This is a genomic window from Geodermatophilus sp. DSM 45219 (assembly GCF_900104025.1).
GTDB lineage: Bacteria > Actinomycetota > Actinomycetes > Mycobacteriales > Geodermatophilaceae > Geodermatophilus.
On sequence record NZ_FNIQ01000006.1, the window covers coordinates 260026 to 278675 of the forward strand.

Here is an 18650-nt window from a genome sequence, read left to right on the forward strand (position 1 = left end):
GCTGGACCCCGACGGTAGAGGACCGGCCTGTGCACCGGCTGTGAGTCGCGCGCCCCTCCGGAACACCGGGCCGGGGCCCGCGCGTTCGGCGGGGGAGGATCGAGTGGGGCCGGACGGGGAGGTGTCATGGGCGGCGTGCGCACCGGGGTGCGACCCGGGTCCGGTGTGCCCGGGCGCACCGGGAGGCACCGCCGTCCGCCGCGGCGCCCCGGCCGCTGGGTGCTGCTCGCCGGGGTGGTGGCGCTGCTGGTGGTCGTGGCGGCCGTCGTCGTCCCCCGGCTGGCCGAGGACCCCGCGGCCGAGCCGCCGGCGTCCGCCCCGGTGGACACCAGCGACCTCACCGACCCGGACAAGCGCGACGTGGCGATGCAGCTGGTCGCCAGCGCGGAGAACTCCACGCTGGACTGGCGCGCCCAGTACAGCTACGTCGAGTGGGACGTCGAGGGCGTGCCGGCGGAGAACCGCGGCTACACCGCCGGCCTGGTCGGCTTCTGCAGCGGCTGCGGCGACATGACCCGCGTCGTCGAGCGCTACGCCGCCCTGGCGCCCGGCAACGAGCTGGCGCAGTACCTGCCCGCGATCCGGCGGCAGGCCGAGCTCGGCATGGGGAGCGTGACCCAGGAGGGCCTGGGCGCGCCCTTCGTCGAGGACTGGCGCGCCGCCGCCGAGGACCCGCTGTTCCGCCAGGCGCAGGACGACGTCCTGTCCGCGGAGTACTTCGACCCGGCCGTGGCGCAGGGCATCGCGGACGGCGTGCACGCGCTCGGCCAGTTCGTCTACTACGACGCCCTGGTTATGCACGGCCCCGGGGAGCAGGCCGGCGCGTTCGGCGGCATCCGGGCCGACGCGCTCGAGGAGGCCACCCCGCCGTCCCGGGGCGGGGACGAGACCGCGTGGCTGCACGCGTTCCTCGACGCCCGGGTGGCGGCCATGCGCACCGAGCGGGCGCACCTGGACACCACCCGGGTCGACACCGCGCAGCGGGTGTTCCTCGAGGAGGGCAACCTGCACCTGAACCCGCCGCTGTCCTGGTCGGTCTACGGCGACGACTACGAGATCGGCTGACCGCCTGCGGTCAGCACCCCGGACTCCTGCCGGACCAGCCGGCCGCCGTCCAGCGCCCGGGTGAGCGCGGCCTGCAGCAGCGGAGCCAGCGACGGCGTCCGGCGGCGGTAGCCGAACACCTCGGCGGTGCGCGTGGCCAGCTCGTCCTCGGCCAGCCCGTCGGCGGCCCGGCACAGGGCCACCATCGCGTTGCCGACCTCCTCGGGCGCGACGTGCTCCAGCGGCCGGTCGGCGCTCGCGGCCTGGCGGCGGAACCCGGTCCACGCGGTCCGGTCCAGCGCCTCGGGCCAGGCGAACTCGCCGTCGACGGCGCCCTCGGGCAGCAACCGCAGCAGCGCGTCGCGGCGGGCCTCGCTCACCCGGGACAGCCCGAAGGCGCCCGCGGCGATGCGCACCAGCCGGTCGCGGTGCACCGGCCCCTCGGCCCGCAGGCCGGCGACCAGCACCCGCCGGACGGTGCGCGCGGCACGCGGGTCGTCGAGGGAGTCCAGCGCCTTGCGCTCCAGGCCGCCCTTCGGCGTCCACGGCACGAACGGCGCCTCGCCGTCCGGGGAGGGGACGGCGGTGGCCCGGCGCGGGGTCCGGCGGGCGGGCCGGGCGGGCGGCTCCCCGTCGACGGCCGGCGCCTGCTCGGCGACCGGGGCGTCCGCGACGGCGGGCTCGGGCCGGACGACCGGCTGGGGCTCGACCGGCACGGCTTCGACGACCGCCGACGGCGCCGCGCGCAGCGCGACCACGGCCCGCTGCTCCGGGGCCGGCGGGCCGGCCGGCTCCGGGACGGCGGGCGTCTCCGGCTCCCCGGCCACCGGCGCCTCGGCAACCGGGTCCCCGGTCACCGTCTCCTCGGCCACCGGCACCATCGGCGCCTCCCCGGCCACCGGCGCGGGCTCGCGGACCGGCACCGCCGCCACCGTCGCCGCCAGCCGGTCCAGCACCGCCTCGCGGTCGCGCAGCCAGGTCGGCAGCCAGACCCGCTCGACGGCGGGCCAGCCGAGGATCCCGGAGAGCACCTCGACCGGGAGCCCGTCGCGGTCGCCGACGGTGCGCCGCCGCGCCCACGACGGGCCGTCGAGCAGCACGGCCAGCACCGGCTCGTCCGGCGTCCCGGCCCGGGCCACCGACAGGTCGACGCGGAAGTCCGACAGCCCGACGTCGGTGCGCACGCTCAGGCCCCGGTCGCGCAGCGCCGCCGCGATCTCCTCGCGGTGCCGGTCGGCCACGGCGACCGGCCGGGCGTCCCGCGGCAGCGCGTCGGTGCCCAGTGCCGCCAGGTCGAGGTAGGCGCGCAGGTGCTTCACGCCGACCGACGAGGTCTGCTCGGCACGCAGCTGCGAGGGGTCGAAGGAGGAGACGACGACGACCTGCCGCCGGGCCCGGGTGACCGCGACGTTGAGCCGCCGCTCGCCGCCGACCCGGTTGAGCGGGCCGAAGTTCAGCGGCAGGAGGCCGCGGTCGTCGACGCTGAAGCCGGTGGAGAACAGCACGACGTCGCGCTCGTCGCCCTGCACGTTCTCCAGGTTCTTGACGAACAGCCCCTCGCCGTCGGTGCGGTCCAGCGCCTCGGCCAGCCGCTCGTCGCCGGCGTCGCGCAGCAGGCCCTCGATGTAGGCGCGCTGCTGGGCGTTGAAGGTGACCACGCCGATCGACGGGAGCGTGTCCGGGGAGGCGTCGAAGCGGCGGCGCACCTCCGCGACGACCGCCTTGGCCTCCATCGGGTTGGTGCGCAGCAGCCGCCCGGCGCCGGTGCGGTGGAAGGTGCCGTTGACGCGGACGAGCGAGATGCCGCGGCCGTCGACGTCGGAGGAGGGCCGGCCGTGGGTCGGCGCGGGGAACGACGAGAGCCGGTTGCCGTAGTAGTTGGCGTTGCTGAAGGCGATGAGCGACTCGTCCCGGCTGCGGTAGTGCCAGGACAGCCACTGCCGCGGCACCCGGGCCTGCACGCACTCCGAGAGGATCGACTCCTCGTCCTCCACCGAGGTGCCCAGCAGCTCGACCGCGTCGTCCTCGCCGACCCCGTAGGTGGGCTCGGCGAAGGACGTCGGCGGCATCTGCCGGCTGTCCCCGACGACGACCGCGGCCCGCGCCCGGCCGAGCGCGCCGACCGCGTCGGCCACCCGGATCTGCGAGGCCTCGTCGAAGACGACCAGGTCGAACAGGCCCGCCTCGGCGGGGAAGAAGCGCGCCACCGAGTCCGGGCTGACCAGCACGCACGGCATGACGGTGGTGACCAGCCGGCCGTAGCGGGCCAGCAGCGCGCGCACGCCCAGCCCGCGGCGGGCCTTGGCCAGCTCCCGCCGCAGCGCGCCGACCTCGCCGTCGGCCGCGACGGGCGGCCGCGCGGCGAGCACGGAGGCCGGCAGCGCGGTGCGCAGGTGCTCCCGGACCGCGCGGGAGGCGGCGGTGAAGCGGGTGATCGCCCGCTCGTGCACCTCGGCGTCGAAGTCGTCGAGCCCGGAGGCGTCGCGGCGCTCGACCACCGAGGCGCGCGCCAGGCCCTGCTCGAAGGCGCGGACGGCGTCCTCGGCGGGCAGCTCGCCGGTGACCAGCAGCGCCCGCGCCTCGTGCAGGCCTGCGGCGCGCAGCGGCTCGAGGGTGTCGACGAGGTCGGCCCAGCGGCGCAGCGACATCAGCCCGGTGTGCTCGACGCCGCGCTCCGGGCGGGTCATCTGCCAGCGCAGCACCAGGCCGTCGTCCCCGGCCCACTCGGCCAGCCGCCGCTGGCTGCTGCGGACCACCCGCAGCAGCACGGTGAGCGTGTCGCGCAGCCGGGCGACCGCCGCACCGGCGGCGGGGTCGGGGCCCTCGCCCTGCACGACCCATCGGCGCAGCGCGACGGCGAACTCGCTGGCGCTGTCGGTGGCCGCGCCGGCCCGCTCCAGCCACTCGACCTGGCCGACCAGCAGCTCGGGCTCGGCCAGCGGGTTCCAGGTGGGCGGCACGGACAGGCCGGGGATGACCGAGGCGCGGGCGACGATGCCGGAGGCGGCGGTCTGCAGCCGCCACAGCTGCTCGGTGAGCGCCGGGACGTCTCCCAGCGGGACCTTCACCCCGGGGCGCAGCACCGGCGCCAGCTGGTCGCGGACGGCGCGCAGCCCCGCGCGGCGGGCCATGAACCGGCCGGCCTGCGCGGTCTGCGCGGCGACGTACAGCTCGCCCAGCGGCAGCGCGAGCGCCGCCGGGGTGGTCCGCTCCAGGCCCGGGTGGACGGCGCTGCTGAACGCGGCGACCTCGCCGAGCACGGTCGTCGTCGCGACGTTCCAGCGCTCGGTGGGCACCTCGTCGAGCACGGCGAGCGACGTGACCGGGCCGCTGAGCAGGTGGGCCAGCGCGTCGAGGTCCGCGGGCGTGCGGACCTCGCGCAGCACCCGGGCCAGGTGCGGCTCGGCCGGCAGGTCGCGGACCGCCTGGTCGACCGCGGCCGCGGTCTGCTGCGCGGCGAGCAGGTCGACGTGCGCGGTGTCGACGAAGGCCCAGGCGTGTCGCGGCGAGGGGCGCACCAGGTCTGCGATGTCGGGCAGCAGCGCCAGCGCGCGGCGCACCTCGGTGAGGGTCTCCCGCGACGCGGCGGCCACGAAGGCGGGGGAGACCGGCAGCGTCGGGACGCCGTCGCGCCGGGTCAGCGTCGCGGTCCGCGCGGTGTAGTACGACAGCCCGGCGGCGTTCTCCGCCTGCAGCCGGTCGGCGTAGCGGGCCAGGGTGCGGCGGGCCGCGCGCAGGTCGTCGCCGTCGGCGGTCAGCGCCTCGTCGTCCACGGCGACCGCGTGCTCCAGCGCGGCGGCGACCTCGGCGCGCACGACGGAGGCCTTGGCGCCCTTGTCGTGCAGGTCCAGGGCGAACGGGCCCATGCCGACGGCCTCGAGCCGCCGCGCGACGACGTCCAGGGCCGCCCGCTTCTCGGCGACGAACAGCACCCGCTTGCCGTCGGCGACCGCGCGGGTCAGCAGGTTGGTGATCGTCTGGGACTTGCCGGTGCCGGGCGGGCCCTCGAGCACGAAGGTGCGCCCGGCCGCGGCCTCGGCGACCGCGCGCAGCTGCGAGGCGTCGGCGGGCACCGGGCAGGCCGCCGCCAGCTCGTCGAGGTCGGTCGCGGCGGCGGTGTCGGGCGCGGGGTCGACGAATGCCTCGGTCGGCCGGTGCACGAGGTGGCGCACCAGCGGGTTGGCGGTGAGGTCGGCCCAGTGCTCGTCGAGGTCCTTCCACAGCCGGTACTTGGCGAACTGCAGGACGGCGAGGTCGGCGGTCGGCTCGACGCGGTGCGGGAGGCCGGCGTCGGCCAGGGCCTGGCGCATGGCCTGCAGCGAGCGGTCCAGGTCGATGCCGGCGCCGTCCTCGCCGGGCTCGATCAGCCCGGGGACGGCCAGGCCGTGCACCTGCCGCAGCTTCTCCAGCAGGCAGTAGTTCGGTGTGCTGGACCCGGTGTCGTCCAGCGTCATCCGATAGACGCCGTGCCGGCTGGTCGGGCTCAGCGCGACCGGGACCAGCACCAGCGGGGAGCGCAGCGGGCGGCCGTCGAGCTCCCACACCAGGCTGCCGAGCGCCAGGTAGAGGTTGTTGGCGCCGGTCTCCTCGCGCACCGTCTTGGCCTTGTAGGCGAGGTTGCGCAGCCGCGGCAGGTAGCCGCCCTCGCTCACCCCGGCGTGCACCGCGCGCCGCTCGACGAGGGTCTCGGCGAGCAGGTCGGTCGGCAGGTCGCGCGCCGAGGCCAGGCCGCGCTCGCGGTGGACGGCGGCGATCCGGTCGTCGGGCAGCAGCTGGACCGCGGTGCCGGTGTGCAGCAGGTCCTCGAGGACGGCCAGGTGCGTCGCGGGCACGGTCAGCGGCAGGCCGGCGCGCTCGGTGTAGTTGATCAGCCGGTTGCGCAGCGAGAGGTCCAGCAGGCTGTTCTTCCACTGCTGCACGCGGGCGGGGACCTCCGGGCCGTGCTGGCTCCCCGGCCCACCCGGCGGGGCCGGCGTCCGCTCGACCGGCCGGGCCGCGACGCTGTGCACCGCCGGCCGGTACTCGACGACCTGCACCGCCCCGTCCCGGCCGCGGGTGCGCGCCGGCAGCGGCACGATGCCGTCGCGGCGGGCCCGGTGGACGTCGGTGACACCGAGGACCCGGTCCAGGTCGCCGGTCAGCCAGGCGTCGTAGGCCGCGCGGTGCAGGTCGGCACCGGCCGCGCCGCGGCTGGTGAGCAGCGTGGTCTCGACCAGCCGGACCAGACCCAGGTCGACCAGGTTGACCAGCGGGGCGACGTCGGTGGTGGCGACGCTCTCCGCGCTGCGCTCCTCGCGCCAGTAGCCGAGGAACGCGTGCCCCTCGGCGACCCACAGCAGCGGCCGGATGCCGGCCTGCTCCAGGGCCGCGGCGAGGGTGACGACGGTGTCCAGGCAGGTGCCGACCCGCCCGTCGAGGACGTCGCCGGGGGTGCGCACCTTCTGGCCGACGTCGGCCCAGCTGGCCGGGGGCTCGGTGTAGCGGACGTGCCGGCGGTGCACGGCCTCGGTCAGCGCGGCGACGATCTCGTCGACCCGCTCCGGGCCGGACTGGTAGCCCTGCACCGACCCGCTGCCGGTCGTCTGCTCGAGCAGGTCGGCGGCCTCGGCGATGAGCGCGGTGACCGCCGGGTGGTTGGGCAGCACGTGCGCGGCGAGCATCTCCAGCGCCAGCGGCAGGGGAGCGGCCAGCCACTGGCTGGCGGCCAGCACCTGCACCGGGACGGCGGTGCCGCCGACGTCCTCGCCGTCCACCAGCAGGTCGATCTCGATCGAGCCGGGCCGCTGCTCCTCGATCTGCAGCATCGCGGCGGGGTCCATGACCAGGTCGACGTCGCTGAGCACGGTGGTCTGGCCGGCGTCGAGGTCCACGAGGAGCTCGACCGGGGTGCCGATCGGTCCCTCGGCGTCGCGCACCCCGACCCGGACGGTCGCCCCGCGGATCGCGGCGCCGTGGTTGGTGAACGCCAGCCGCGAGACGACCGGGACGCGGTTGTGCGCGAGGGCGTAGCTGAGCACCGGCGTCGAGGTCGCCTGGATCGCCACGGCCGGCCGGGTGCGGGGGTCGGAGGGCCGGACGTGCGTGGTGCTCATGGGCTCCTGTCTACCGGTCCGGACGGACCGGTCCCCTCAGGCCGGCGAGGCGTCTGGGAGCCCTGTGACGGGTGGGGCGCGACTGACTCCGGATCCGGCCGGGGCTCCTCGCGGAGGGTCACGAAACCGGGCCCGCGTGCCGATGGAGGCCGTCGGTGTTCCCGTTCCCGCTCGGCGTCGGATCGCCCGGACCGGCCGGGAGGCGGCGCCTCAGCCCAGCTGGAAGGGGTCGCGCGTGCCACCGGTCAGCTCGACGAAGACGGACTTCGTCTCGGTGTACTCGTGGACGGCCTCGATGCCGTTCTCCCGACCCAGGCCGCTGTGCCCGAAGCCGCCGAAGGGCATGTTGGGTGCGACCACCCGGTAGGCGTTGATCCAGACGGTGCCGGCACGCAGCTTCGCCGCCACCCGGTGCGCCCGGTGCACGTCCTTGGTCCAGACCGCCCCGGCCAGCCCGTACGGGGTGTCGTTGGCCAGCTCCAGCGCCTCCTCCTCCGTGGTGAAGGTGACCGCGGCCAGCACCGGCCCGAACACCTCCTCCCGGACGATGGTGTTGTCCGGGGTCACCCCGGTGACCACGGTCGGCTTGACGAACAGGCCGCCGCGGTCGCCTGCCGCCTCTCCGCCGCAGGCGAAGGTGGCGCCCTCCTCGCGGGCTCCCCGGAGGTAGCCGAGCACCTTCTCGTACTGCGGCCGGTTGGCGACCGGGCCCATCTCGGTCTCCGGGTCGGTGGGGTCCCCGAGCCTGATGGTGTCGGCACGGGCCACCACCTTCTCGACCAGCGCGTCGTGGACGTCGGCGTGCACGATCAGCCGCGAGCCGGCCATGCAGGTCTGGCCGGTGGCCGCGAAGACCCCGGCGACCAGCCCGTTGGCCGCCGCGTCGAGGTCGGCGTCGGGGAAGACGATCTGCGGGCTCTTGCCGCCGAGCTCCAGGGTCACCCGGTTGACGTTGGCGGCCGCCGCCTGCGCCACCTTGATCCCGGTCGGGGTGGACCCGGTGAAGGCGACCTTGTCGACCCCGGGGTGGGCGGCGAGCCGCTCGCCGGTCGACCGGTCCCAGCCGGTCACGACGTTGAGCACGCCGGCGGGCAGGCCCGCCTCGTGCAGCACCTCGGCGAAGGCGACCGTCGAGGCGGGGGAGTGCTCGGAGGGCTTGACGACGCAGGTGTTGCCGGCCGCCAGCAGCGGGGCGAGCTTGAAGGTCAGCAGGAGCAGTGGGGAGTTCCAGGGCGTGATGGCACCCACGACCCCGACCGGCTCCCGCCGCGTGTAGCCGAAGTAGTTGGCGTTCACCGGGGGCACGGTGCGGCCCTCGAGCTTGTCGGCCAGGCCGGAGAAGTAGAGGTACCACTGCGGCAGGGCCGTGAGCTGGCCCAGCATCTCGCGGAGCAGCTTGCCGGAGTCGCGGACCTCGAGCAGCGCCAGCCGCTCGGCGTTCGCCGCGATGCCGTCGGCGCAGGCGCGCAGGACGGCGGCCCGCTCGAAGCCGGTCAGCTGCCCCCACCGGCCGTCGAACGCGGCGCGGGCGGCGCCCACGGCGACGTCGACGTCCTCCGGCCCGCCGTCGGCGATCCGCGCCCACGGCCGTCCGCGGTAGGGGTCCTGCGACTCGAAGGTCGCGCCCGACAGCGCGTCGACGGAGCGGCCGTCGATGAAGAGCTTGAACTCCTCCAGTCCGGTGGTGGGCTCCGTGGCGGTCATCGGCCTCTCCTCCTCGGTGGGGCGCACGGTCCGTGGCCCCGGTCGTCATCAGGACCGCAGCGTGCGGCTGGGCAGCTCGCCGAACCGGTCGCGGTACTGCTGCGCGAAGCGGCTCTGGTGGCAGAAGCCCCACGCCGTCGCGACGTCGGTGACGCGGACGCGCGCCGGGTCACCGCGCAGCAGCTCGGCGCGGACCCGCTCCAGCCGGACCCGCCGCAGGTGGGACATCGGTGTCTCGCCGAGGGCCTGCTGGAACGCCGCGTGCAGCGTGCGGACGCTCATGCACCCCACGCGGGCCAGCTCGTGCGGTGTCAACGGCTCGCCGGCGTGCGCCTGCACGTACGCCACGACCGCCGCCAGCCCCGGGGTCGCGCAGCGGGTGGCGGACCGCTGCCCGGGCCGGTCGAGGGTGTCGGTGGGCAACCCCGCACCTCCGCCGATCGCCGGGCGGGCCGGTGTGCCACCGGCCTGTGGCGCACGCCACAGTTGGGCACCATACTTCCGCTGTGGCGGGCGGGTACACCCGGCTGCAGGTCCCGGCCGGTACCGGTCCGGCCGCGGGCCGCGCCCCGCGGATGGTGCACCCCCGTCGTCCGTGATCGGCTGGAGGAGCCGGTGCGACGGCCCGGCGATCGGCGAGCGACACCCAGGAGCGACGACGGCATGAGCCTCACGGCCACCCCCGCGGACAGCGACACGGGCACCGACCGGGTCCTGCGCGAGATCGAGGAGCGGGTGCTCTGGCTGGCGACCGCGATCGTCGACCACGCCAACCGCGTGCGGCCCAACCCGGGCGGCCTGAAGGTCGGCGGCCACCAGGCGTCCAGCGCCTCGATGGTCACGATCATGACCTCGCTGTGGCTCGAGCAGCTGCAGGCCGACGACCGGGTCTCGGTCAAGCCGCACGCCTCCCCGGTGCTGCACGCGCTGGAGTACCTGCTCGGCCAGCTCGACGCCTCGTACCTGACGACCCTGCGGGAGTTCGGCGGCCTGCAGAGCTACCCCAGCCGGTCGAAGGACCCGGTCCCGGCCGACTACTCGACCGGCAGCGTCGGCATCGGGGCGACCGCCCCGATCTGGGGCGCGATCGCCCGCCGCTACGTCAACACCCAGCTCGGTGCCGGCGGCACCGGGCGGCAGTGGTCGCTGGTCGGGGACGCCGAGCTGGACGAGGGCGCCGTCTGGGAGGCCGTGCTCGACCCGATGGTCGCCGAGCTCGGCGAGGTGGTGTGGGTCGTCGACCTCAACCGGCAGTCGCTGGACCGCGTCGTCCCGATGATGGGGGCCACCCGGCTGCAGGGGATGTTCGCCGCGGCGGGGTGGCAGGTGCTCACCGTCAAGTACGGGCGGCTGCTCGAGGAGCTGTTCACCCGGCCGGGCGGGGCGGCGCTGCGCGGGCGGATCGACGGGATGTCCAACCCCGAGTACCAGCGGCTGCTGCGCCACGACGCCGCCGACCTGCGCCGGCTGCTGCCCGGGGAGGGGCCGGGTGCGGCGGACGTCGCCGCGCTGGTCGCCGACCTGTCGGACGCCGACCTGAGCGCCGCGGTGCGCAACCTCGGCGGGCACGACCCGGCCGCGCTGCGCGAGGCGTTCGAGCAGATCGACGACACCCGCCCGACGGTGGTCCTCGCCTACACGCTCAAGGGGTACGGGCTGGCCACCGAGGGCCACCCGCAGAACCACTCGGCCCTGCTGACCGAGGCGCAGCTGCACGAGCTCGCCGCACGCCTGGGCGTGGACCCCGCCGACCCGTGGGCGGGCCTGCCGGCCGACGGCGCCGCGGGCCGGCTGCTGGCCGCGGCTGCGGAGCGGCTGCGCCGGCGGGCGTACGAGGCGCAGTCGGCCCCGCCGGTGCCGGCCGACCTCGGCCGCACGCCCTCGGGGACGGCCACCACGCAGGCCGCCCTGGGCCGCACCCTGCTCGACCTCAACCGGGCCGCCCCCGAGGCGGGTCGGCGGGTGGTCACCGTCAGCCCGGACGTCAGCTCCTCGACCAACCTCGGCGGCTGGGTCAACAAGGTCGGTGTCTGGTCGCACGAGGACCGGCGCAACTGGTTCGCCGACGACGCGGAGACGATCCTGCACTGGCGGGAGCGCCCCACCGGTCAGCACATCGAGCTCGGCATCGCCGAGACCAACCTGGTCGGTGCGATCGGTGAGCTGGGGGCGACCTGGAGCCGCTGGGGTCAGCCGCTGCTGCCGATCGGGGTGCTCTACGACCCGTTCGTCGAGCGGGCGCTGGAGCCGTGGTCGTTCGGCATCTACGCCGGCGGCCAGTCGGTCCTGGTCGGGACGCCGTCGGGCGTGACGCTGGCCCCCGAGGGCGGCGCCCACCAGTCGATCACCACGCCGTCCGTCGGGCTGGAGCAGCCCGGTTGCGTGACCTACGAGCCGGCGTTCGCGCTCGACACCGAGTGGTGCCTGCTGGCCGCGCTCGGCCGGCTGGGCAGGCCCGGCGGGTCCTCGGCCTACCTCCGGTTGTCCACCCGCCCGGTGGACCAGATGCTGGCGGCCGTCCCGGCCGACCCGGCCGCGCGCGAGCGCCGTCGCCGCCAGGTCGTCGCCGGCGCCTACCCGCTGCGACGGCCCGCCCGGCCGGTGGTCACCGTCGCGGCCATGGGCGCCCTGGTGCCCGAGGCGCTGGCCGCCGCCGACCGGCTGGACGCGCTCGGTTTGGCCGCCGACGTGGTCTGCGTGACCAGCCCGGGGCAGCTGTTCCGGGCGCTGCAGGGCCGCCGCGGGCTCGACGAGGCCCCCGGCTGGGTGCTCGACAGCGTGTTCCCGGCGGAGCGCGCGGCGCCGATGGTCACCCTGCTGGACGGGCATCCGCACACGCTGGCGTTCCTGGCCGGCGTCCGCGGCGTGCCGGCCACCCACCTGGGCGTCACCGCCTTCGGGCAGAGCGGCGACCTGGACAGCGTCTACCGCCACCACGGCCTCGACGTGGACTCGATCGTCGGTGCCGCCCTGGACCTGGTCGAGTAAGGAGAAGGACCCCCTTGCCCCCCGCCCCTCGGAGAAGGACCCCGTCCTCCCCACCCCTCGCACGCTCGGGGCGGGACCCGGGACGGGGCCAGGGCCCCTGCACGGGGGCCGTTCCAGCACCTCACCGTGGAGAGGACCCGCCATGACCGCAGTGCAGACGTCCGGCGTCGTCGCCGAGCAGACCCGGATCGCCGAGGAGACGCTGCAGGAGGTCGAGGACCTGCTGCGCAGCATCTCCGACGCCGACCTGCACCGGGCCGACCCGGGTGGCGGCTGGACGGGGGCCCAGATCGTCAGCCACATGACGCTGGCCGGCCTGCTGTGGGTGGGCGACGTCCAGCGGCTGGTGGCCGACCCCGACCTCGACCTGTTCTACCGGGAGGAGATCGGGCACGACGTCACCGGCGCGGTGCCCCCGACGGCGGCCGAGGCGGCCGACAAGATCGCCTCCCTGCGGCACACCGTGGTCGGCACCATGCCCACGCACACCGAGGAGGTGCTGCGCCGGGAGGTCGAGATCACCACACTGGGACGGCGCACCGTGGCGGAGTGGCTGCCGGTGGTCGTGGGGCACCTCGCCCACCACCGGGACCAGCTGCACGACGTGCTGAGGTCCCGCGGCCGGCTGCCGGAGCGGTTCGACCGGGCCGCCGGCGCGCCCGGGGCGGAGGGCTGAGGTGCGCGCCGCCGTCCTGACCGGCGTCGGGCGGGTCGAGGTGCAGGAGCGGCCCGAGCCGGTCGCGGCGCCCGGCTGGGTCGTCGTCCGGGTGGACGTGGCCTCGCTCTGCGGCACCGACGCCCACCAGTACGAGGGCCGGATCGACTCGCCGTTCCCGCGCGTCCCCGGGCACGACTTCGCCGGCACGGTGGACTCGGTCGGCGACGGCGTCGACCCGGGGCTGGCCGGCCGGCAGTTCGCCGTCAAGCCGTCCCTGCCGTGCGGGGAGTGCGCCGCCTGCACGGCCGGGTCCCCGCTGGACTGCCCGCGGAAGAAGCTGATCGGCTTGTGGTCCGACGGCTGCCTGGCCGAGCGGATCGCCGTCCCCGCGGTCAACCTGGTGCCGATACCCGACGGCGTCCCGGTGTGGGGCGCGGCCCTCCTGGAGCCGTTCGCCGTCGCGCTGAACTGCGTCGACCGGCTCGACCTGCGGCTGGGCGACACCGTGCTGGTGCTCGGGCAGGGGCCGATCGGGCTGGCGGTGGCCCGCCTGGCGGCCGCGTCGGGCGCCGGCCAGCTGCTGGTCACCGACGTCCGCGAGGAGGTGTTCGAGGTGTCGCGGGCCTACGGCGCGACGGCGTGCCTGGACAGCCGGGCCGACGACCTGGTGCAGCAGGTCCTCGGCGCCACCGGCGGGCGCGGCGCGGACGTGGTGATCGAGACCTCCGGGGCGCCGGCCGCCACGGCCTCGGTCATCGACCTGGTCCGCAAGGAGGGCAAGGCGAGCTTCATCGGCTTCGCCAACGACCTGCCCGGGATCCCGGTGGTGCCGATGATGCTCAAGACGCTGACCGTCTTCGGCATCGGCGGCAACGGTGGTCGCGGCCAGTACGAGCGCTCGCTGGAGCTGATCCGGACCGGCCGGGTGGACCTGGCGCCGCTGGTCACCCACCGGTTCGGTCTCGATGACGTCGCCGAGGCGTTCGAGGTCGCCTCGACCAAGCGGGACGGCGCGATCAAGGTGGTGGTCGAGCTGTGACCCTGGCAGGACCCCCGTGCCCCCCACTGCTCGGAGAAGGACCCCGTCCTCCCCAGCCCTCGCCAGCTCGGGCCGGGACCCGGGACGCGGCCGGGGACCCTGCACGGGGGCCGGAGTGCTTCAGCCGCTGATCCGCTTGAAGCGGTCGGGCGGGGCCTCCCCGCCGGCCGTGACCTGCGCCGACCACCCGTCCAGCCGGCGGGTCAGCTCGGGCAGGTCGGGGCCGATCGCGTCGAGCACGGGAGCGAGCGCCGCCTCGGTCTGCTCCTCGATCCCGGCGCGCAGGCGACGGCCCGCACCGGTCAGCCCGCGCTCGTCCGCCAACCCGCGCCCGGCCAGCTCCGCAGCGGCCGCGGCCATCGCCTCCGGGGACCACCCGCGGGTCGCGGCGTAGCTGGTCGGCTCCCAGCCGACCCAGTGCTCGGTCATCAGGTTCATCTGCAGGCCGGTGAGGCCCGCGGCGACGTTGGCCGCCTGGTGGACGTCGCCCCGGTATTCACGCAGCAGGCCGGCGGCGTGCCAGAGCCCACCGAGCGGGTCGGCCGGCCACGGCAGCGAGACCAGCCCGGCGAACAGCGGCCGGCCGGCGAGGTCGGCCGTCACCGCGTCGATGCCCCGGCGGAGCTGCTCGACAGCGTCCTCGACGTCGGCGTCGGCGAGCAGCCGGCGCAGCGACTCGACCGAGCCCTCCTCGCGCGCGGCCAGCACCTCCTCGCGGGACGCGAGGCCGCGGGCCTGCTCGTAGAGGGAGCCGATGAGGCCCGGTTCGAAGACACCGAAGGCGGCGACCACGACCGGTGCGACGGGTTCGCCCATGGGTGCCGCGCGCCCCCACACGTACCCGGTCAGGAAGTCCAGCCCCAGTGCGGCGAACCGCTCGTTGACCGCCCGGGACCAGAAGCTGATCGTGGCGAGGGGCTCGGCGGCGTCGCGCAGCCGGCGGGCGGGGGTGTCGGGCACCCCGGGTGCCGGCCGCGGGGTCTCGGGCTCGGAGAGGAAGACGGTGCGGGCGGTGGCGTAGTCCACCGTCGCATCGTGGCCCGCGGGGTGGTCCGGCCACCATCCGCACAGCGCAGCGCTGCGGCGGCTCCCCGCTTGCCCGGCGGGCGCGGGTGCCGCAGGTTGCTGGCATGGCTGATGCGCAGCGCAGGGAGTCGGGACTGGTCGTCGAGGAGCGCGGGCACGTCCGCGTGCTCACCCTGGACCGGCCCGAGCGCCGCAACGCGCTTTCGACCGCGCTGCAGGCCGACCTGGTCGAGGAGCTGCTGCGCGCCGGGGAGGACGGCGACGTGCGCGCGGTCGTCCTGGCCGCGAACGGGCCGGCCTTCTGTGCCGGCTTCGACCTCGACGAGATCCGCGAGCAGGATCGCCGCGGCGAGCGGTTCCGCCCGCCCATGGACCGGCCCACCCGCGCGCTGTTCGAGGTGGTCACCGAGGTGCCGGTGCCGGTCGTCGCGGCGATCGCCGGTGCCGCGGTCGCCGGCGGATTCGAGCTGGCGCTGGCCTGCGACCTGCGGGTGGTGGCGCCCGGCGTCCGGATGGGGCTGCCCGAGGCGAAGATCGGCATGGGCGCCAACTTCGGCTCCGTCGTCCTGCCCAAGCGCATCCCGATGGGCATCGCCCTGGAGCTGCTCTACACCGGGGAGTACGTCACCAGCGAGGTCGCCGAGCGGTGGGGCCTGGTCAACCGCCTCGTGCCGGCGGACGACGTGCTGCCCACCGCACTCCGGCTCGCCGAGGCCATCGCCGCCAACGCCCCGGTGTCGGTCCGCCGGATGAAGGCCACCGCGGTCAAGGGCCTGGAGCTGCCGCTGTGGCAGGCGCTGCGGCTGGACGTCGGCCCGAACCCCTACCTGTCCGAGGACCGCGTGGAGGGCATCGCGGCCCAGCGCGAGAAGCGCCCGCCGCGGTGGACCGGCCGGTGAGCGCACCGCCCCGCGTCCGCGGCGTGCGCAACCGGCTGGCGTACGCGGAGGGCACGCTGCTCGACGAGCGGATCGTCCCCGGGTCGGTGACGGCGCGGCACGCACGGCTCGGCGAGCCGCACGTCGCCGAGCTGAACCGCTGGGCCCGGGACGTCGCCGCCGCCGAGCGCCGGCGCGTGCCGTTCCTCGACCCGGAGTCCGGTGGGGCGGCGGCCCGGGTGCTCGTGCTGCTGCAGGACCCCTCGGAGGTCGCCGCGCACGGGTCCCGGCTGATCAGCCGCCACAACAACGACATGACCGCGGCCAACACCCACCGCATCTCCACCGAGGTCGGGCTGCCGCACGCGACGACGGTGCACTGGAACGTCGTGCCGTGGTGGGTGGCCGACCCGGCGATCCCGGCGGGGGAGCGGCTGGGGTTGTCCGCGGCCGCGCGCCGGGCCCGCCCGCACCTCGGCACGCTGCTCGGCCTGCTGCCCGACGTCCGGGTCGTCGTCCTGCTCGGCAGGCTCGCGCAGCAGGCCTGGGACGCGAGCGGCCTGCGGCCCGGGAGCCGGGAGGTCCTGCGCGCCCCGCACCCCTCGCCGCAGGCCATCCACCAGACCGACCCGGCGACCGGCCGCCGCAACGGGGACGTGCTGCGGGACGTCCTCGCGGAGGCGGCCGCGCAGGTGCGCTGACTCGCTGACGGTGACGACACGCTCGTGGGGCCCCGGAGGCGTCCTCGGACGGGCCGAGGGGTCTCGGCCGGCGCCGGGCGGTGTCCGCTCCCGTGGTCCACCCGGTGGTCCCGGGACGACCGCGCGCCATGGTCGCTGGTCAGCGGGCGGTCGCGCGTCGGTCCGGGCGGGCGGCCGCTCCCGGACACTCCACGCTCCTCGGTGCTGCCGCCGCTCCACGGGGGTGACGCTGTGGGCGGTCTCACTGCCGACGGGACGCTGGCCGTCACCCGCGACGGGCACGGTGGGGCTGTCGGGCCTTCGCGCCCGGCAGGTCCGGTGCCGGCTCCGACCCGGCACCACCCCCGGTCAGCCGAGGCCGGAGAGGGCCCCACTGCGGGCGGCGTGTCCACTGACACCGCTCGCCACGACGAGAGGCCACATCCTCGATGACCGAGTCCAACAGCACGACGAGCAGCAAGACCCCGCCGACCGCCGACGCCCCCGTCGAGCAGGGCGACCCGGGCCGCAAGGGCCCGACCGGTCGGCCCGGCCCGGCCGGCGAGCGGGGCGACAAGGGCCCCAAGGGCCCGGTGGGTCCGGCCGGCCCGGTGGGTGAGCAGGGCGACACGGGTCCGGTGGGCCCGGTCGGCCCCGTGGGCGAGCAGGGCGACAAGGGAGCCAAGGGTCCGGTCGGCCCGGCCGGCGAACAGGGCGACACGGGGCTGAAGGGCCCGGTCGGCCCGGTGGGCGAGCAGGGCGACGAGGGCCCCCGCGGTGAGCAGGGTGACAAGGGTCCGGTGGGCTCCGTGGGCCCGATCGGCGAGCGCGGCCTCCAGGGGCCGATCGGCCTCCGGGGCGAGACCGGCCCCCAGGGTGAGACCGGACCGCGCGGCGCCCAGGGTGCCGAGGGCGAGACCGGTCCGCAGGGCGAGCGGGGACTGCCCGGCTCCACCGGGCTGCCCGGCGAGCAGGGCCCCCAGGGCCTGCCCGGCCAGCAGGGCCTGCGGGGGCCGGCCGGAGAGCAGGGTCCGGTCGGTGAGCAGGGACTGCAGGGTGAGCAGGGCCTGCGCGGTGCCCAGGGCCAGCGCGGGGTGATCGGCGAGACCGGCGAGGCCGGGGAGAAGGGTCTGCGCGGGCTGCAGGGCGAGCAGGGCGAGCGCGGGGAGTCGGGCGAGTCCGGCGTCCGCGGGCTGCAGGGACCGCAGGGCGTGCAGGGCCCGGCCGGCCCTGCTGGTCCGGTCGGTCTGCCCGGGGTGCAGGGGCCGCAGGGCGCGTCCGGTCCGGCGTGGCTGTACCAGCCCAGCCCCGCCGAGCTCGCGGCCAAGGTCAAGCAGGCCGCGCTGGACGTCTCACCGCGCACCGTGCTCGACCCGCGGGTGGGTGCCCGCTACCTCGCCACGCTGGCGTCGCGACTGGTGAAGCTGCAGGGCGGGTTGTTCCTGCGCGCCGTCGTCGACACCGACGCGGCGGCCACCAGCGAGCCGGCGCCCGACCGGTCCAACGTGCGCTCCATCGTCTGACCGCAGTGCAGGCCCGGAGGGCGCCTCGCACCGCTGCGGCGGTACGAGGCGCCCTCCGCTGCGTCGCGGGCTGCTGCTCTCACGCGCCGGTGAAGCGCTGCTCCAGGTCCTGCACCTCGGGCAGGCCGATGAGGTCGGTGAACTCCTCGAACGACGGCAGGGCCGCGAGTGACGGGACGCCGTCGCGGCGCAGCGTCGCCAGCAGCGAGCGCATCCCCGCCGTCGCCGCCAGCAGCGTGCCGATCGGGTAGATGACCAGTGCGAACCCCAGCTCGGCCACCCGGTCCAGGGACAGCGGGGGAGTGCGCCCGCCCTCGGCCCAGTTGAACACCAGCGGCGCGACGCCCGCGAGCTCCCCCGCCACGCGCTCGACGTCGGCCTCCGACGTGGGCGCCTCCACGAACAGCAGGTCCGCGCCGGCGTCGGCGTAGGCGCGGGCCCGGTCCAGCGCGTCGTCCACCCCACTGACCGCGACCGCGTCGGTCCGCGCGATGACCACCAGGTCCGGGTCGCGGCGGGCGGCGACGGCGGCCCGCACCTTGCCGACCATCTCGTCGCACCCGATCAGCGCCTTGCCGCTCATGTGCCCGCACTTCTTGGGCATCACCTGGTCCTCGAGCTGGATGCCGGCGACCCCGGCCTGCTCGTAGAGCTGCACCGTGCGGACGACGTTCAGCGCGTTGCCGTAGCCGGTGTCGGCGTCGGCGATGACCGGCACGTCGACGGCGGCGGCGATGCGCCGGGCGTTGTCCACCATCTCCGCGCCGGTGAGCAGCCCGACGTCGGGACGGCCGATGAGCGACGCCGTCGTCCCGAAGCCGGTCATGTAGACGGCGTCGAAGCCGGCCTGCTCCACCAGCCGGGCCGACAGCGCGTCGTAGGCCCCCGGCGCGACCAGCGGGGGGCCGGCCGCGAGCAGCTCGCGCAGCCGGGCGCGCGGTGCGCGGTCGCTTCCCAGGATGTCCCCCACGACGGCCTCCTTGTATGCAGTTCGACAGATCTTGCCGGACGGGATTGC

General features: G+C 76.2%; 12 protein-coding genes. 7 read left to right on the forward strand and 5 right to left on the reverse strand.

Annotation, left to right across the window (positions count from 1 at the left end; genetic code table 11):
- The first annotated feature begins 126 nt into the window (after positions 1 to 126).
- A complete protein-coding gene (locus tag BLR12_RS19590) occupies positions 127 to 1065 on the forward strand; it encodes a chitosanase (protein ID WP_091381677.1) in 939 nt (312 codons plus the stop codon).
- On the opposite strand, the gene BLR12_RS19595 is transcribed toward BLR12_RS19590, so the two are convergent.
- The 3 genes from BLR12_RS19595 to BLR12_RS24915 form a co-directional block, all read right to left on the reverse strand.
- Positions 1050 to 7136, reverse strand: coding sequence for a DUF4011 domain-containing protein (locus tag BLR12_RS19595; protein WP_091381678.1), 6087 nt, complete (start codon positions 7134 to 7136; stop codon positions 1050 to 1052). The two genes, BLR12_RS19590 and BLR12_RS19595, sit on opposite strands and share 16 nt — an antisense overlap.
- Positions 7137 to 7346: 210 nt before the next feature.
- On the reverse strand, positions 7347 to 8840 hold the full coding sequence (locus tag BLR12_RS19600) for an aldehyde dehydrogenase (protein WP_091381680.1): 1494 nt from the start codon (positions 8838 to 8840) through the stop codon (positions 7347 to 7349).
- A 48-nt stretch (positions 8841 to 8888) separates the two neighbouring features.
- Positions 8889 to 9263, reverse strand: coding sequence for a helix-turn-helix domain-containing protein (locus BLR12_RS24915; RefSeq protein ID WP_218120752.1), 375 nt, complete (start codon positions 9261 to 9263; stop codon positions 8889 to 8891).
- 240 nt (positions 9264 to 9503) lie between these two features.
- On the opposite strand from BLR12_RS24915, the gene BLR12_RS19610 reads away from it, so the two are divergent.
- From BLR12_RS19610 to BLR12_RS19620, 3 genes are all read left to right on the forward strand, one after another.
- Positions 9504 to 11828: a transketolase-like TK C-terminal-containing protein gene (locus BLR12_RS19610; RefSeq protein WP_091381681.1), complete on the forward strand. Its 2325-nt coding sequence runs from the start codon at positions 9504 to 9506 to the stop codon at positions 11826 to 11828.
- 142 nt (positions 11829 to 11970) lie between these two features.
- On the forward strand, positions 11971 to 12504 hold the full coding sequence (locus tag BLR12_RS19615; RefSeq protein WP_091381683.1) for a DinB family protein: 534 nt from the start codon (positions 11971 to 11973) through the stop codon (positions 12502 to 12504).
- A 1-nt stretch (position 12505) separates the two neighbouring features.
- Positions 12506 to 13525, forward strand: a complete 1020-nt coding sequence (locus BLR12_RS19620; protein ID WP_091381684.1) for a zinc-dependent alcohol dehydrogenase — start codon at positions 12506 to 12508, stop codon at positions 13523 to 13525.
- A gap of 120 nt (positions 13526 to 13645) precedes the next feature.
- Here BLR12_RS19620 and BLR12_RS19625 read toward each other — a convergent pair whose 3' ends face one another.
- On the reverse strand, positions 13646 to 14551 hold the full coding sequence (locus tag BLR12_RS19625) for an SCO6745 family protein (RefSeq protein WP_091381686.1): 906 nt from the start codon (positions 14549 to 14551) through the stop codon (positions 13646 to 13648).
- 104 nt (positions 14552 to 14655) lie between these two features.
- On the opposite strand from BLR12_RS19625, the gene BLR12_RS19630 reads away from it, so the two are divergent.
- The 3 genes from BLR12_RS19630 to BLR12_RS19640 all read left to right on the forward strand — a co-directional run bounded on the left by BLR12_RS19630 (position 14656) and on the right by BLR12_RS19640 (position 17632).
- The gene (locus tag BLR12_RS19630; RefSeq protein WP_091381688.1) at positions 14656 to 15450 is read left to right on the forward strand and encodes an enoyl-CoA hydratase/isomerase family protein; all 795 of its coding nucleotides are present in this window, start codon (positions 14656 to 14658) and stop codon (positions 15448 to 15450) included.
- The gene (locus BLR12_RS19635) at positions 15447 to 16130 is read left to right on the forward strand and encodes a uracil-DNA glycosylase (protein WP_176832603.1); all 684 of its coding nucleotides are present in this window, start codon (positions 15447 to 15449) and stop codon (positions 16128 to 16130) included. Before BLR12_RS19630 ends, BLR12_RS19635 begins: the two co-directional genes overlap by 4 nt.
- A 428-nt stretch (positions 16131 to 16558) precedes the next feature.
- Positions 16559 to 17632, forward strand: a complete 1074-nt coding sequence (locus BLR12_RS19640; RefSeq protein WP_091381691.1) for a collagen-like domain-containing protein — start codon at positions 16559 to 16561, stop codon at positions 17630 to 17632.
- Between the two features lie 79 nt (positions 17633 to 17711).
- Here BLR12_RS19640 and BLR12_RS19645 read toward each other — a convergent pair whose 3' ends face one another.
- Positions 17712 to 18602, reverse strand: coding sequence for an isocitrate lyase/PEP mutase family protein (locus BLR12_RS19645; RefSeq protein WP_176832604.1), 891 nt, complete (start codon positions 18600 to 18602; stop codon positions 17712 to 17714).
- Between the last annotated feature and the right edge of the window lie 48 nt (positions 18603 to 18650).